Origin of the sequence: Phyllobacterium zundukense, from assembly GCF_025452195.1 — a bacterium.
In the GTDB taxonomy this organism is placed as follows: domain Bacteria; phylum Pseudomonadota; class Alphaproteobacteria; order Rhizobiales; family Rhizobiaceae; genus Phyllobacterium; species Phyllobacterium zundukense_A.
This window is the reverse complement of sequence record NZ_CP104971.1, coordinates 284,113-298,233: the sequence shown is the minus strand read 5'-3', so window position 1 is coordinate 298,233 and position 14,121 is coordinate 284,113. Positions and strand designations below refer to the sequence as shown.

Here is a 14,121-nt window from a genome sequence, read left to right as displayed (position 1 = left end):
CTCCGGCAACTGTTAAATTCTGTTAGATTGATACGCAAATTGGGGCTTGGATCAAGGTAGTTCTGAGAGCCCTCTTCGCATCTTCGGCATGGTCTATGCGCTTGATAAACCGGTGAGCGCGAGAGATGGGGTCCTGCAAATATTGATCCGGACCCAACATCTTTCGCTGGTTTAACTCGGCTGTATCGAGCAGATCAAAGTCAACTTTCTCGATTGTGCAGTCCCAACCCGCGCTCTGCTTCGACCATCCTTTCCTGTGATGTCCCAAAAGACGTTCACGAGCAGAGTAGCCGTGATGATCGAAAGCGATGACGCCATCCGTCACGTAGATGTGGTTCCCCCAGAAACCTTCGTCTGGAATAATCCGCTCCCCATAAAATCCTTGAAGAGGGGGGCGCTCAAGGAAGGCACCCGCAAGGATGTGACATGCGCCGTAACCGAAGAAGATGCGATCTGGCAGCATCCATCGTTTTTCTGGATTTTTCTTGATGCCGTGCTTTAAAACATACATGGACTTAACGATAGCTTCGTTGCGGCGCGTGGGTCAAACACCCGAGTGGGCAAACGGACATTCGCATCAGCGCCTCATCAACTGTAGGAATTCAACGTGTTCAGCCTGGAAATTTAGAGAAAGCTGGGCACCAGTTTTTCCCGCTCCCATTTCAGCATGTATTCCAACTGCCTGGTTGTAACAAGTTCGGAACCCCATTCACTCGTCTTGTTGGCATAATTTCCCATGAGCCAGAAATGCCTTATCGGCACAAACAGGTGTGTCGCCTCAAAATCTATCGGGTTTATCGACCGCACGCTCCGATACCCTTCGATGAAGGCGTGCCAAAGTGCAAAGCCACTCCCGTGAAGAGTTAAAGACCACAGAAAGACGGCGAGATCATAGGCGAGATATCCGGGGCCGCCATCATCGAAATCGAAGAATATCGCCTGGCCTTTCAACGGGCCATCCTTTGCAATCCTGGCATTGCCCCCATGACAATCGCCATGGCAGCTTACCCATGTCAGGGCGTCAATGGCAGTCACAGAAGATGAGAGCCTTGACGCCAGATCGGTGAGAGATTTGGCAGCGTCAATGTCGAGAAGTCCTAAAGCCAATACGTGGCAAGAGGACAGTGGAGCAGATGATCAAGGTCAAGGCGGTTCGCTCCGGAATTCCATCGGGGAAAACCGTCAGCGGCATCATGGATACGCGCCATCGTCACGCCTTGTGCCTTCGCGTCTGCTGCCGAGTAATAACCTGGCTCTTCGCCTTCGGCATACCGAAACAAAACAGCGGATCGCTCGCCCTGTAGTAATTCAAGCCGGGAAAACAACCTTCCGTCCCGCGTCTGTATTGGCTGCTACCGGGACACCCGCTCCTTCCAAAAAGGCGAGCAAACGGGTCTCCGTCTCCACGTGTTCCTGCCCCCGTGCCCGCGAGCCGGACAATCGCAGGACAGCCAATTTTTCCTTGCCTGAACGGACTTCGAAAGAGTCGTTGAAGCCTCGGCGCAAAAAAGTAACGTCGAGTGGTGCTGACAGGTCGTAGCGGTCTTGAAGGAGCGCCTTTATCGTTTCCACGTGTGGTGTCGAGTATTGAATTTTGGCTGCGTTGATAGAGATGTCGGCCATGCGTTTCCTGACTTCAATCTACCTCGTGCTTTGAGTCGGCGTACCTTGATGAAACAGCATTTGCCAGCGCCCGTCGATAAATTTCCAGATGGAACTGCGTAAGGAGCTGTGTTCAGAACCCGTCTCGGGGAATTTCCTGACCGTACGATAAGTGACATGTACGACACTATCAGACAGCTTCTGCACCCAAAAATCATGGGCCGAACGCAAGGGCTGATTTTCGTCGAGATGTTCTTTTGCAAGAGCGTCAATCACCGTTCGTTTGTTATAAACGGCACCAGAACTGCCAAATTCGATAAATTCATCTGCGAGCAAATTGGCCACAATTTTGGGAGAACGACGGATGCTGGAATCCAGAAGCTGTTCCTCCAGCTCCGAAATACCGAAATATCCCCGTCCCAACGTGCGTCACTCACTGATGATACATCCCTGCCGTTGGCGTAACTTCCATCCGATCGACCCTAACCGCAGAGTGTTTATCACGCCAAACAAATCTGGTTCAAACCCTGCGGCTGCCCGCAATCAGGAATGACGTAACTTATGCGGTTTTCGAGGCACAGAACGGTCCTGCGTAAGGCCAATGCATGTTCTTATTACATTCTATCTGATATTGCTCACATCCTTTCGTCGACAACCCACAATCACTGCTTTGTTGAATTGCCATGGAACACCGCTTCACCCGCCAAGAGCTCTATGACCGCGTCTGGTCGAAGCCGATGTCGCACTTGGTTGCCGAGCTCGGGACTACCACAGGAATACTCAGCACGTTGCTGCGCCACGCCGATATCCCAACTCCGTCGTCCGGACATTGGATCCGGAAGGAGTTCGGAAAGCCTGTCGAGCAGCGTCCTCTGCCGCCGACGCCGTCTGGATGTGTCGAGCCGCTGGTGCTGGATACCGAGAAGCAGGGCGTTAAGCGCAAACCGAAGGCGTTGGTGCACGGATCGTTCAGCGGTTTGAGTTAGGCAGAGGCAACCGCAATAGCCTTAGTCGTGTAGTCATGCCTTTCAAACACCATAGCGCCCGCCGTCATCATATTGAGAAGATGACCTTCGGGGTGACGAATTGGCCGGAGTATGAAGCGGGACTCCGTCGACGCGGCAGCTTGACTTTGTGGCTGACACCAGATGCTCTGTCCGGGTGGCAAGCGCCACGACGCAAGACCCGGGGCGGCCAGCACCGCTATTCCGATCTGGCAATTGAGACCGCCTTGACGCTGGGCTTCGTGTTTGGCCTACGGCTGCGACATGCAGAGGGTTTGTTGGCATCTGTGCTGCAATTGATGGGGCTGGGGCTCGCTGTCCCCGATCATACCACCCTGAGCCGTCGGGCACGAACATGGCAATCGCCCAGAAAACGGCCAGATCGTCAGATTTCAACGGACGGACCGTTGCATGTTCTGGTGGACAGTACTGGCCTGCAGGTTTACGGCGCGGGGCGGTGGCTGGAGGAGAAGCATGGCGTCAGATCCCGCCGTGGTTGGCGAAAGCTGCATATGGCACTGGATGCCGATAGCGGCGAGATCATTGCACATACCCTGACGGATCAGGGCACTGGCGATGTCTCTCAAGTCGAGCCACTACTCGACCAGATTGGCGATCCGATCGGACAGTTTACTGCCGACGGTGCCTATGATGGAAAGCCAATCTACGACGCAGTCATCGATCATAGCGCGGCTGCTGCCATCGTCATTCCGCCGCGTACCAACGCAGTTGAAGCAATCGACGATAGACCTCCCGGCCAAAGGGACCAGCATATCGCCGCAATCAGCAGAGCCGGCCGGATGAAATGGCAGGTCTCCAACGGCTACGGCAAACGCTCGTTGATCGAGACCGCCATAGGGCGATACAAGTCCATCATTGGCCGGCGTCTGCGAGCCCGATCGCTGTCTGGTCAGCAGACCGAAGTCGCTATCGGCTGCGCCGTTCTCAACCGCATGCTTGACTGCGCACGCCCGAAATCCGTCCGCCGTAGGACAGCCACGGCATAATCAGCCGTTTCAAAGATCGCCATCCGTTCAAGTCCAGATCCGTGCACCAGCGCCAATCCGAACAACTTTATGACACCTCCTTCATCTCTGTCATTACAATTGACGTTCAGGATACCACGTCACCGCGAGGGCGGGGTCCATGCCATTGGCGCCCGTTCAATACCGATACGCTCAGTTCGTTGAGGGGACGATGATGATCGTTCCATGGGGTATCCTCTCCTTCCCGCGAAGTGGTCTGCTCTTGCCCCGAGCTCGTGCGGAACAGCGGAGCGCGGAGCGTGCCAAGGGGCAGAGCCCCAAGCCCTTGTTTTCTGAAATGGGCCGCAGGTGCGAAAAAAGGTGGAATGGAGCGATTGACCCACAGCTATTGCGCAATGCGACAATTTGCACACCAAATATGCAGGGTCGTTGTTGCCACGAATTTAAGCGGTGCTATCTTAGGGAATGTCGGGTTCTCTCCTCCCGGAAGCCCCAACATCAAATGCGCTGCACCTCCTCCCGCGGCGTATTTACAATCAGGACCGCTGCTCTCCTCCCCCCTGCAGCGGTCCTTTTTCTGCGTCAGGCCGTCATTGGCCGAACGCGGCGCAAACGCAACGGAATCATCTCTCAACCGCAAAACGGGCGACGACATCGGCCGAGGCTCCAGGATCGTCGTCCCGTATCCGCCGCCATCCGGCATCGCTGTGGAACGGGCCGCCGATGTAGGAGCCTTTCTGGAAATTGGATAATCGTGGCGCCGGAGCCAGTTCAGGCAAGTCTTCCGGCTCAGGCCGAAGGTTCAGCGGGCGGTCGATGCTTTGGTGGAAGAGATGGCCAGTCCGGCGAAGTTTTAAATCAGCTCATTAGCGCGCCGGAAAGCCAGTCGGAGCCCATCGCAAGAGCAACTGAAGCAACCAAAAAGACTAGTAGGATGAACTCCGCCTGATCCAAGTGCGGCATGTGGTTGTGATGAGGACCTTTACCAAAGTTCAGCATAAGTGCCTCCATTAAAAGGAGTTCATATTATAGCATCTTCTTGAAGCCTAAATATTCAATATTTCGCGATCCTACCATCAGTATTGACGCGACCAGGTTCCATTCCGCTAGATGCTGTGAACTGCGGGGTCTGGCTGCAAAATGATATTACGCGGCGCGGGCACAGGACAGCAGATAGATATTTGAATTGTTGCGATTGCGGACGCTGATGTCACCAAAGGCATCGCAGCCCCCTGCGACGCTAAAATACGATTAGCCCGACCGTAATCGTCCAACATAACAATCCGTTACCGCTCTGTTCACTTCAGTCATATGGGAAATTTGCGACGGAACCTTGACATCGGTCATATAACGCACCGGCCAACCTTGCTCAGCGCTTCGCCGTCTGGGCGATAGACGAAGACCCGATAGATATTCCCATTCCGATCAGACGTAATATCGTGAGCCGTTGTGTTGCCGCTCAGTGCCAGAGTCGAATTTGGAAAGCCCGTCATGAATCCATCTGCAACGCGTGAACAGACACGAGTTATTAAACTTGACATAATCGTCAATATTTAAATCCCTGATCTTCTATACCATGGACCGTATCTTTGAGGTATTAGAACGCTGGCCGGGCTTTCATGATTCCTGTAGAAGAGACTATTATCTTGGCGATCCAAATTAGCAGACTGCAGCGTGATGGGTGGGACTAGATGGCACTGTTCGTTGATCGAGTGAGCGTGAGATGCCGAGCGATGCAATTGGTCGCCGTGATGGTGACCATCTCGTCCGCCACGGCGTCCATCGCTGCGGACAAGCCAGCGGCCCCATCCGGCGAAAACAGTCCGGGCTGGATTGTGACCTTGGGCGCCGGAACCGAATACGGGCCGACGTTTGAGGGCTCGGGAGACGATGACTTTACCTTTGTACCCAATTTCGATATCCGCCGGGCCAACGAACCAGCGGGTTTGAGCGCTCCAGACGATAGTATCGATTTTTCCCTAATCGAGCTCGGCGGGCTTGAGCTCGGACCTGCTGCCAATATCAGAGGCAACCGTTCGAAGTCTGACGTACCTGGCGTGCACGATATCAACTGGAGTGTCGATGTCGGCGCTTTTGCCCAATACTGGCTGATCGACAACCGGCTGAGGGTACGAGCCGAAGCCCGCCAGGGCGTTCAGAGCGATGACGGTTTTGTCGCGGACTTTGCGGTTGATTGGTTCCAGCCTTTTGGCGAGAATCTCGTGTTCTCGGCAGGTCCCCGGGCCTCGTTCGCCGATTCGACATATATGGAAAACAGTTTCGGCGTAAGTGCTGCCGAAGCATTCGACAACGGCAGGCTGAGCGCATTCTCACCGGATGCCGGCTTCAAATCAGTCGGCTTCGTCGTTGGCGCTACCTATCAGATCAATGCCAAAACGAGCGTGCTGGTCTATAACAAATTTGACAGGCTGGTCGGGGATGCTGCCGACAGCCCGATCGTGACCGAGATTGGATCGCCGAACCAGAATACAATCGGCATTGTGCTGAGCCGGTCCTTCCACATCGGATTTTGATTCTGCGTTACGGTGCCGGGAAGAGGGGCCCGAGATTTCTCGTTGCGTGCAGTTCGTCATCGCGAATGTAGTTCCTGGTGAGGGGAACAGCTCCGTTGCGCTTGGCCATCTGAATCTGGAACACAACCAGGTCCTCGTATCGGAACGCTGCCTCCGCCGCCGCCAGATAAAACTCCCACATCCGGCAGAATCGTTCGTCATAAAGCGCTTTCGCCGCCTCCCGCTTCGCCATAAAACGCTCGCGCCAAATTTCGAGCGTTGAGGCATAATGGAGCCTCAGCACCTCCACGTCGGTTGCCATCATTCCCGCCTTCTCGATGTGGGGAACAATTTCGGACAATGAAGGAATGTAACCGCCCGGGAAAATGTACCTGTTCAGCCACGGTGTGGTGAAGCCCGGAGTAGACGAGCAGCCGATCGTGTGGAGAACCATGACGCCATCGTCATCAAGCAATCTTGCGCATGTTTTGAAAAACGTACCGTACGACGCGGCGCCAACATGTTCGAACATGCCGACCGATACGATTCTGTCGAATCGGCCTTTCAGGTGGCGGTAATCCTGCAGCTCGAATGAGACGCGGCTGTCTCCCTGGCCAAGTGATGACCGTGCATATGCCAGCTGTTCTTCGGACAGGGTTATGCCCAGTACTTCACCCTTTGTCAGCCTTGCACCGATATGCCGCGCAAGACCGCCCCAACCGCAGCCGATATCCAGAACGCGCTGATGCGGTTCGAGCAGGAGTTTGGCCGCCAAGTGTCGCTTCTTCGCCAATTGTGCTTCTTCGAGCGACTGATCGGGATGTTCGAAATAAGCGCAGGAATATTGACGATCCGTATCGAGGAACAACTCGTAGAGCCGTCCGTCGAGATCGTAATGGTGTGCAACGTTTCGCTTCGATCGGCCGGGCAAATTAGGCCATTTCAGCTTGCGGAATCTGGCGCGCAGAGAGTCTATGAAGCGCGCTGGCCAAGGATGGCTGCTGTTCTGGGCTTCTCGCAACAGCAGCGCGATGAAGTCATAGATAGAGCCCTCCTCGACGACAAAGCGGCCCTCCATGAAAAGCTCGCCAAGCCGCATATCTGCGTCGGCCAGAAAAGCCAACTGTGCCCGACTGTCGGTAAACCTCACCGATACCGCGGGTCCGCTGCCATCTCCGAAAGACAATCTTTTGCCCTTCGCGGTCGTGACAGTCAGGCGACCTTTGCCAACGATGCGAAGGAGCGCGGCATGCAGCGCACGATCGGCAAGCGTCTTGGGGCGTTTGTGGGAACCATCATCTGGAAATTGGAAGTGTCTGGTCATTTCATCGTCTGGCTCGCATTGTCGTAACTGGCGGAAACTTGATCTCCTGCGTGCTTTGTTGAGGGCTGCCATGTCCGGAAGCCGTCCCGATCAGCCAAACTCCGCCAAGTATGAGCGCGCTTCCAAGCAACTGGAGCGTGGTGATCTGCTCCCGGAAATAAAGCCAGCTCGACAGGAGAACCAGCACGTAACTTAAAGCAGAAAGGGGAAACGCCTTGCTCAGATCGAGCTCAGACAGGACCTGCATCCAGATCAGGAAGCAGACGATTTCGACTGCAACGGCCGCAAGCAACCAGGGCGATGCGAGTGATCCGGAAAGCCAGCCACTGGCATGATCACCCCCCGCATCGGCAGCAAGCTTGATGAAAATCTGAAACAACGTGTTCAGCACCGGAATGGCGAACCAGGAAAGACGCAGGCCGTTCATGAAGCGCCTCCAGGAGGCTCATCCACGCCAAACAGGGGCGATACAAGCCTTAGCAGCCATTGGACGCCCTTGTTCCGATGCTTGAAATACATTGTGTTTGCAGTGAGCCTGCTGCCGAGCCGTAGTTTGTTTTCATAATAAGCCTGGCCGCTCTGATAGCGGGCGACGCGGTGGTCGATGCAATAACGCAGATTGGCGAACCAGCTTAGATAATAAAGATCGTAGGCGCGGCCCTCCTCTCCGTCCATGCAGAAGAACTTGTCGATGACTGTCGTTTCGTTGTGGACGAGAATATTGGCTGCCAGCAGCTTCTCATTTGCAAAATACAAGGTGCAGAATGACTTCCCGGACATACGGTCGAGAATGCCGGCAAAATATCCAGCGGTAAGAGCTTCGAACTGCCATTCGCTCCGGCTTCGTGTCTCATTATAAAGAGCCATGACGCGCGGCATGAGGTCTGCAAGGTCGGTTCGTGTCTCGATCCTGATGCGATCAAAAGATTTCAGTTTCCGGCGCATGTCCTTGCGGGTTCCTGAGGACAAGCAGCCCAGATAGCTTTCGATCGAGTCGAAATCGATATCGAGACAAGCTGTCGGAAGCCCGGGAATGGAAGCAAATCCTGATTGCGTAAATACCGGCGCGAACGCCGACGCACAAGGCTCAGGAATATCCTTTACGCCCCGCAGGGAACAACCGTTATTGTCCGCGTGCTTCTCGAGCCCGGCAATAAGTCGCGCCAGCAACTCAGGCTGGCGTTCTGAAGGGACGTTGGCACAAAAGCCGGGCTTGCCCGTTTCCGTGCACGGGGAGCCGAGACACGCGAGTTTCAACGTGAGGAAACCAGGAAAGAAGCCTCGCATCCGACGAATGAAACGGCGCACAGGTCCTTCTTCCAACGTCGTCTCAAGCTGGTAACCGGTAATGAATGCCGGCAGGGCGGCGATTACGGTCCCGTTTTCAACTACCGTTACGTAGCGCCAGGCGAAACCTTCGATCCCGGCCTCTTCGATCGCGAGAAGGCAATCGAAATCTTCGACCTCATCTTCGAAACAGGCGTTCCACGCTTGCTTACCGACTTCCCGGATCGAATTCACAACGCGCGTTTGTATGAGCGGATTGTCTTTCGCCGGTAACCGTATCCTGGTAAGCGTTGATTCAGAGATGGTCTGAAGCATGGCCCACTCCAAAATAATCGGCGGTGAGATCTGCGACCTGCCTGTGCTGCCGGTCGAGATGGATCATGTGGTAGCTGTCATCGATCCAGCGCAACTCGTTTGGCGCCCCGATATGGTCGCTGATATAACGAGCATGGACGGGACTGCTGAGGTCGTCCTCCCTTGAATGCAGGATCAACGTGGGCGTCAGCATATGCGGCAGCTCGTGTTTGAGTGCCCTCCCCAGGCGGTACATCTCTACCAGCCCCTTGCCGGGGAATTTCTCGAGGATGCCCTCTCGCGACATGCTCTCCATCATCCGGCGCATACGCTGGTCCTTGACGCCAAGCGCCGAAGTTTCACTGAAATTCAGGCGATCCAGAAAAGGGACATGCGCCAACCAGGTGATGTTGCGCGACAGCAACGGGTAATAGAACGGCACGTTCCAGCCATCATAGAGAAAGCACGGAGAGTAAATCGCCACAGCCTTGAGCATTCCGGGCTGCTCGTGCGCAGCCAGAAGCGCCAGCTTGCCGCCGACGCAGATGCCGGCAGCGAACATCTCACTGGTATAGGCGGTCAACTGCTCCACTGCCTGCTCGACACTCTCCAGCCAATCCTGCCAGCGCGTGCCTCGCAGCTTTCGCACATCGCCACCATGACCGGCGAGAAGCGGTACATAGACCGTATAGCCCCGGCGGTTCAGTTGCCGCGCCACAAGCCGCATTTCCGCGGGTGCGCCGGTCAGACCGTGCACAAGAAGGACGCCTTTGCCGTTGGTGCCCTCCATGAAATATCCAAACGGGTCAGCGATCTGCATTCGAGATTTCCAACTCGCGGTTTTCCTTCGCCATGAACCCGAGCGCGTGACAGGTGCTGATGACGTGAACACCGGCTTCTTCCTGCTGGTCCGCGATCTGTTCGTGGAAGGAGCGGAGTTTCGTCCAATGTGTGCGCGGACGATAATGATGCTCGGCGTGATAGCCGTTGCCGAACCACAGCCAATTGTAGAAACGATTGTGGCTGCTGACGCCCCAGGCTATCGGTTCCTCCGGATCGCCGTGAAGGTGCTCGTAATAGCCGTTGAGCGATGACAGGCAATTGCCGAAATAATAGAACGGCACGAAAAACAGGACAGCGCGCCAGTCATAGATCAGCGCGAGACCGACCGCGCCAAAGAACGCGTAGAGCTCGAAGCGGCCCCATTTCGCGTCGAACGGCCGGGTGCGGGCAACGCCTTTATGAATATCGCCGATATCGTCGCGAAAAAAGCTGAGGAACGTGTAGCTCCAGACGTTTTCCGGTTCGCCGTTTTTGCCGTGTCTGTAAATAGACAACCAATCGATTGTTTCACCCTTTTCATTCGGCTTGTCGCTGTTGCCCGAATGGTGGCGCATATGGATCCAGTGATAGTAGGCCTGCGAAAAGCCGATGGTGATGGATTCCAGCAGGCTGAAGACATAGTTCAGCGGGCGCGCGGCAAAATAGGGGGTGTGAATGAAATTGTGGGAGATGCTGTTGATATTCCACGAGATCGAGACGGCGTAAACGCAACCCAGAACAACGGACAGCCATAGCGGGCGGCTGTGAAATCCGGCGATGAGGTAAATATTGAAGAATAGGTGAGCGATTGCCGCGATCACGGGCGCGGCATCCCATTTGGTGTGAGTGAAGAGTTTCATAGTCCTGTTGCTCCAACGCACGTCACGCCGGCCGTGATGAGAAGAACTCCAGCCGCGTGACGCAGATTGACGTGTTCCTTGAAAAAGCAGGCTCCGGCGACAACGATGACAACATAGCTCAGCGCCATCATTGGAAAGGCGATGGATAGCGGCACGTGTTCGAGCACCATCATCCACGCGAACAGTTCCACCGCCCAAAAGACGATGCCCACCCAGGTGGCGGGTTTCACCAATGCCTGACGAAGCGTCGAAGCGTGCGCGGCCTGTTTGAAGCAGACCTCACGCGCCATTTCCGCAAGAATGCAAAAACTGATCAGCGCCAGCATTGGCAGGGTCAGGGTGCCGCTCATGGCATGGCCTGCGCAATAACTTCGAGAAGGGCGTGATTGGCTGCGGTGTTAATGTTGGTTGCGAGGTGCGGATCCCGAGGCCGCCGGGGCTGATCCAGCAGAATCTCGGCGTGTTTCAAAAACATCGTCCATAACCCGCCCGCATAGGCCGGGATCGAATAGTCGCCGGTGACGTCTGCGCCGACGATGCGGTGGCGACAGCCGATTTCGCTTATCAGCGTCAGGAGATAGGGCAGCCTCATGCTACCCTGATCCCAATTCGTGACAGCATCGTCCCGGGACAACACGTCCTTGTCGATCGTCAGATAGACTGCTTCCGTTTCTATCCGCGACAAGAGACGATCAATGAAATTCTGCTCACCGATAGCGGCAATCGTGTTCCAGCAGAGCGAGCCGGAATCCTGCCGGTAGCTCGACCCAGACCCATATTCCTTTTTGACCCGGCTCGGTGGATGGTCGTAGGGATAGAGCTCAAGCTTGCCTTTCTTCAGCAGCGAAAGATTTGCTCCCTTCCACTCAGGCTTCTTCAGATCGTCGCTGCAGACGCCGACAGTGATGACCTTGCGAACCTGGGAGTGTTCCAGCGCCCTATTGACCCATGAGCCGCAATGGATGCCACCTTTGAAATGAACCCAATCGGGATGGTTGTCGAAATGGATCACCGTGGCCGGCTTTCCGTCCTTTTCGAGGGCGACGTCGAGCAACAGCGCGGTGACGTGATGAAAATCACCTGAGCCCATGAAACACAAATGTGCATCCTTTCTCCCGCGCAGCATCCTGCGCGCAAGCTTGGTCCGGACGGCAGACAGATCGGGGTTCTTGCCCCAAAGCCTGATGGCCTGTCCTTCATTCTCGGCCTGTATCTCACCAGCGCCTGTATTCAGGCAGGCGCGGATGAAATCGGGCTGCAACTCGAGCGCATCGTCAAGGTGGAGGAGCAGGAGTTGCATCGGCCTATCGCTTCGAAGCCCGGGTAAAAAGCTGATCCAGCAGCATCAGGGCAAGATCTATCTCGTCGCGGCTGATCAAAAGGTTGGGCGCGAGGGTGATGACATTCTTGTGGTAACCGCCAACATCCAGGACGAGCCCGTACATGTTCGTGCCGACACTGAGATCACCCTTCATCCCCTCACCGCAGAGCCAGTCCATCGCCGCCTTGTCCGGCGTAAAACCATCTTCGGTGCATATTTCGACGCGCAAGGCCAAACCCAGCCCATCCACATCGCCGATGATCCGGTGGCGTTTTTGCAGTTCTTTTAGCCCGTCGAGAAAGTAAGCGCCTTTCTCGACGATCGCGGCACCGAAATCCTCCTCCTCAAGCATTTTCATGGTTTCCAGTGCCACGGCGGTTCCCATCGGATTGCTGGCGAAGGTGGAATGCGTTGAACCTGGAGGGAAAATGCCCGGGTGGATGATTTCCTCTTTCGCCCAGACGCCCGAAAGTGGATTGAGACCGTTGGTGATTGCCTTGCCGAAGACGAGGATGTCCGGGCTGACACCGAAATGTTCGATCGACCACATCTTGCCTGTCCGGTAGACGCCCATCTGGATTTCATCGACCACGAGCAGGATCCCATGCTGGTCAAGGACCTGCTTCAACTCCTTGAAGAAGTTCATGGGAGGGATGACATAGCCCCCGGTTCCCTGAATGGGCTCCACGTAGAACGCGGCAAACTCCGCCTTGCCCGCTTTGGGATCCCACACGCCGTTGTATTCACTCTCGAACAGCCGCGCGAATTTCTGCACGCACTGGTGGCCGTATTCCTCTTTGCTCATGCCTTTCGGACCGCGAAAATGATAGGGAAACTCGATGAACTGTGCGCGCTCGCCGAAGTGCCCGTAGCGCCGGCGATAGCGATAGCTCGACGTGATCGCCGAGGCACCAAGCGTGCGCCCGTGATAGCCACCCTCGAAGGCGAACATCAGGCTCTTTCCGCCCGAATAGTTGCGCACAAGCTTCAGCGAATCCTCGATGGCCTGCGAGCCGCCGACATTGAAATGAACACGTCCTTTCGAGCCGAATTTCCGTTCTGCGTCTTGGGCAATCATGGCCGCGAGTTCGACCTTTTCCCGGTGCAGATATTGCGACGCCACCTGAGGCAGGGTGTCCAGCTGCCGATGTGCGGCGGCGTTCAGGCGCGGGTTGCGGTAGCCAAAATTGACCGCCGAATACCACATCTGCAGATCGAGGAACGGCGTACCCTTGCTGTCGTAAAGGTAGGAGCCTTCGCAAGTTTCGAAAAAGCTCGGCTGCTGGGCGTAGTGGACAGTATCGCCGTGAGAACAATAGGTCTCCTCAAGCAGGCGCAATTCGAGTTCCGAGTTCGGCAGCGGAGATACGAGCTCAGGCTGCTTGATGACAAATTTTGTGTTCATTAAAGGTTCTCGCTTGTGATTATGCGGCGACGTGGCGGGGAGATATCAAGGCGTCGCCCTTCAGGCTCGGTATCGCGCTCTTGAGGCTATGGGTGAGATCGGCAAAGGTCTCATACGCAATGAAAGGGATGTCCTCGGCAAAACAGTAATCAGCCAGTTTCCCCTTGGCGAAGACCAGTTCCGGTTGATGGGAAACGCAGAAGTCCGAACGGCCGTCGCCGACATAGACCCGCAAATCACGCGGCGTCAGCGATCTGCACTTGCAAACCCCGGCGGCTGACAAACAATCTTGATCGGCGTGCGGAGAGGTCAGATGGTAAGATGGTTTCCCGTCCGGATTGACGATCGTCAACTTGTTGGCGACGACGGGAATATGGCTGAGGTTGTTGCGCACGAGAATTTGCTTGATGAAGTAATCGACGCCATCGCTGACGATGGTGAGCGGCACGGCGCGGCAGCTGCAGAAATTTGCGAATGCAGCAAAGGTCGGGTCGATAACGACATCTTCAAGCACATCATCGAGTTCATGTTGCTTGGCGTGGATCAAGCCGATCTGGCGGCGCATGCATTCTGCCGAACCGATCTCGCCCTCTTGCCATTGTTGTTCGATGGCTTCCCATGCGGGATTAGCCAAGTTTGAAAGAACAAAATCCGTCGCATCCTCGACCGAAATCGTTCCATCGAAATCGCAGTACACGTGCAT

17 protein-coding genes are annotated in these 14,121 nt (G+C 55.5%); 3 read left to right on the top strand and 14 right to left on the bottom strand.

Features of this window, described 5'->3' with window-relative positions; genetic code table 11:
* Window positions 1-22: 22 nt before the first annotated feature.
* The 4 genes from N8E88_RS05990 to N8E88_RS05975 form a co-directional block, all read right to left on the bottom strand.
* Window positions 23-511 (bottom strand): hypothetical protein, encoded by a 489-nt coding sequence (locus N8E88_RS05990; RefSeq protein WP_262291103.1) that lies wholly within the window; start codon window positions 509-511, stop codon window positions 23-25.
* A 113-nt stretch (window positions 512-624) separates the two neighbouring features.
* Window positions 625-1,107 carry a phosphotransferase enzyme family protein gene (locus N8E88_RS05985; RefSeq protein ID WP_262291102.1) on the bottom strand — a complete coding sequence of 161 codons (483 nt, stop codon included), beginning with the start codon at window positions 1,105-1,107 and terminating at the stop codon, window positions 625-627.
* A gap of 201 nt (window positions 1,108-1,308) precedes the next feature.
* The gene (locus N8E88_RS05980) at window positions 1,309-1,623 is read right to left on the bottom strand and encodes an aminoglycoside phosphotransferase/kinase family protein (protein ID WP_262291101.1); all 315 of its coding nucleotides are present in this window, start codon (window positions 1,621-1,623) and stop codon (window positions 1,309-1,311) included.
* A gap of 18 nt (window positions 1,624-1,641) precedes the next feature.
* Entirely contained in the window at window positions 1,642-2,025 is a 384-nt protein-coding gene (locus N8E88_RS05975; RefSeq protein ID WP_262291100.1) for a nuclear transport factor 2 family protein, read from the bottom strand.
* Window positions 2,026-2,285: 260 nt separating this feature from the next.
* Between N8E88_RS05975 and N8E88_RS05970 the strand changes: the two genes are divergently transcribed.
* Together N8E88_RS05970 and N8E88_RS05965 are read left to right on the top strand one after the other, a co-directional pair.
* The gene (locus N8E88_RS05970) at window positions 2,286-2,588 is read left to right on the top strand and encodes a hypothetical protein (RefSeq protein WP_262291099.1); all 303 of its coding nucleotides are present in this window, start codon (window positions 2,286-2,288) and stop codon (window positions 2,586-2,588) included.
* Between the two features lie 35 nt (window positions 2,589-2,623).
* On the top strand, window positions 2,624-3,613 hold the full coding sequence (locus N8E88_RS05965) for an IS5 family transposase (RefSeq protein WP_262291098.1): 990 nt from the start codon (window positions 2,624-2,626) through the stop codon (window positions 3,611-3,613).
* 837 nt (window positions 3,614-4,450) lie between these two features.
* Here N8E88_RS05965 and N8E88_RS05960 read toward each other — a convergent pair.
* Window positions 4,451-4,591 (bottom strand): hypothetical protein, encoded by a 141-nt coding sequence (locus tag N8E88_RS05960; RefSeq protein ID WP_262291097.1) that lies wholly within the window; start codon window positions 4,589-4,591, stop codon window positions 4,451-4,453.
* A gap of 734 nt (window positions 4,592-5,325) precedes the next feature.
* On the opposite strand from N8E88_RS05960, the gene N8E88_RS05955 reads away from it, so the two are divergent.
* Entirely contained in the window at window positions 5,326-6,126 is an 801-nt protein-coding gene (locus N8E88_RS05955) for a MipA/OmpV family protein (RefSeq protein ID WP_262291578.1), read from the top strand.
* A gap of 7 nt (window positions 6,127-6,133) precedes the next feature.
* On the opposite strand, the gene N8E88_RS05950 is transcribed toward N8E88_RS05955, so the two are convergent.
* The 9 genes from N8E88_RS05950 to N8E88_RS05910 are packed head-to-tail and all read right to left on the bottom strand — an operon-like array spanning window position 6,134 to window position 14,121.
* Window positions 6,134-7,429, bottom strand: a complete 1,296-nt coding sequence (locus N8E88_RS05950) for an SAM-dependent methyltransferase (RefSeq protein ID WP_262291577.1) — start codon at window positions 7,427-7,429, stop codon at window positions 6,134-6,136.
* A gap of 1 nt (window position 7,430) precedes the next feature.
* On the bottom strand, window positions 7,431-7,856 hold the full coding sequence (locus tag N8E88_RS05945) for an EamA family transporter (RefSeq protein ID WP_262291576.1): 426 nt from the start codon (window positions 7,854-7,856) through the stop codon (window positions 7,431-7,433).
* Complete coding sequence (locus tag N8E88_RS05940) at window positions 7,853-9,031, bottom strand: GNAT family N-acetyltransferase (protein ID WP_262291575.1); 1,179 nt, start codon at window positions 9,029-9,031, stop codon at window positions 7,853-7,855. The genes N8E88_RS05945 and N8E88_RS05940 overlap by 4 nt, the downstream gene beginning before the upstream one ends.
* On the bottom strand, window positions 9,012-9,830 hold the full coding sequence (locus N8E88_RS05935; RefSeq protein ID WP_262291574.1) for an alpha/beta hydrolase: 819 nt from the start codon (window positions 9,828-9,830) through the stop codon (window positions 9,012-9,014). Before N8E88_RS05935 ends, N8E88_RS05940 begins: the two co-directional genes overlap by 20 nt.
* A complete protein-coding gene (locus N8E88_RS05930) occupies window positions 9,817-10,692 on the bottom strand; it encodes a fatty acid desaturase family protein (RefSeq protein ID WP_262291573.1) in 876 nt (291 codons plus the stop codon). Before N8E88_RS05930 ends, N8E88_RS05935 begins: the two co-directional genes overlap by 14 nt.
* Window positions 10,689-11,042, bottom strand: a complete 354-nt coding sequence (locus tag N8E88_RS05925) for a DMT family transporter (protein ID WP_262291572.1) — start codon at window positions 11,040-11,042, stop codon at window positions 10,689-10,691. The genes N8E88_RS05930 and N8E88_RS05925 overlap by 4 nt, the downstream gene beginning before the upstream one ends.
* Entirely contained in the window at window positions 11,039-11,992 is a 954-nt protein-coding gene (locus N8E88_RS05920; protein ID WP_262291571.1) for an arginase family protein, read from the bottom strand. The genes N8E88_RS05925 and N8E88_RS05920 overlap by 4 nt, the downstream gene beginning before the upstream one ends.
* A 4-nt stretch (window positions 11,993-11,996) precedes the next feature.
* A complete protein-coding gene (locus N8E88_RS05915) occupies window positions 11,997-13,418 on the bottom strand; it encodes an aspartate aminotransferase family protein (protein WP_262291570.1) in 1,422 nt (473 codons plus the stop codon).
* Window positions 13,419-13,437: 19 nt separating this feature from the next.
* Window positions 13,438-14,121 carry an MtnX-like HAD-IB family phosphatase gene (locus tag N8E88_RS05910; protein ID WP_262291569.1) on the bottom strand — a complete coding sequence of 228 codons (684 nt, stop codon included), beginning with the start codon at window positions 14,119-14,121 and terminating at the stop codon, window positions 13,438-13,440.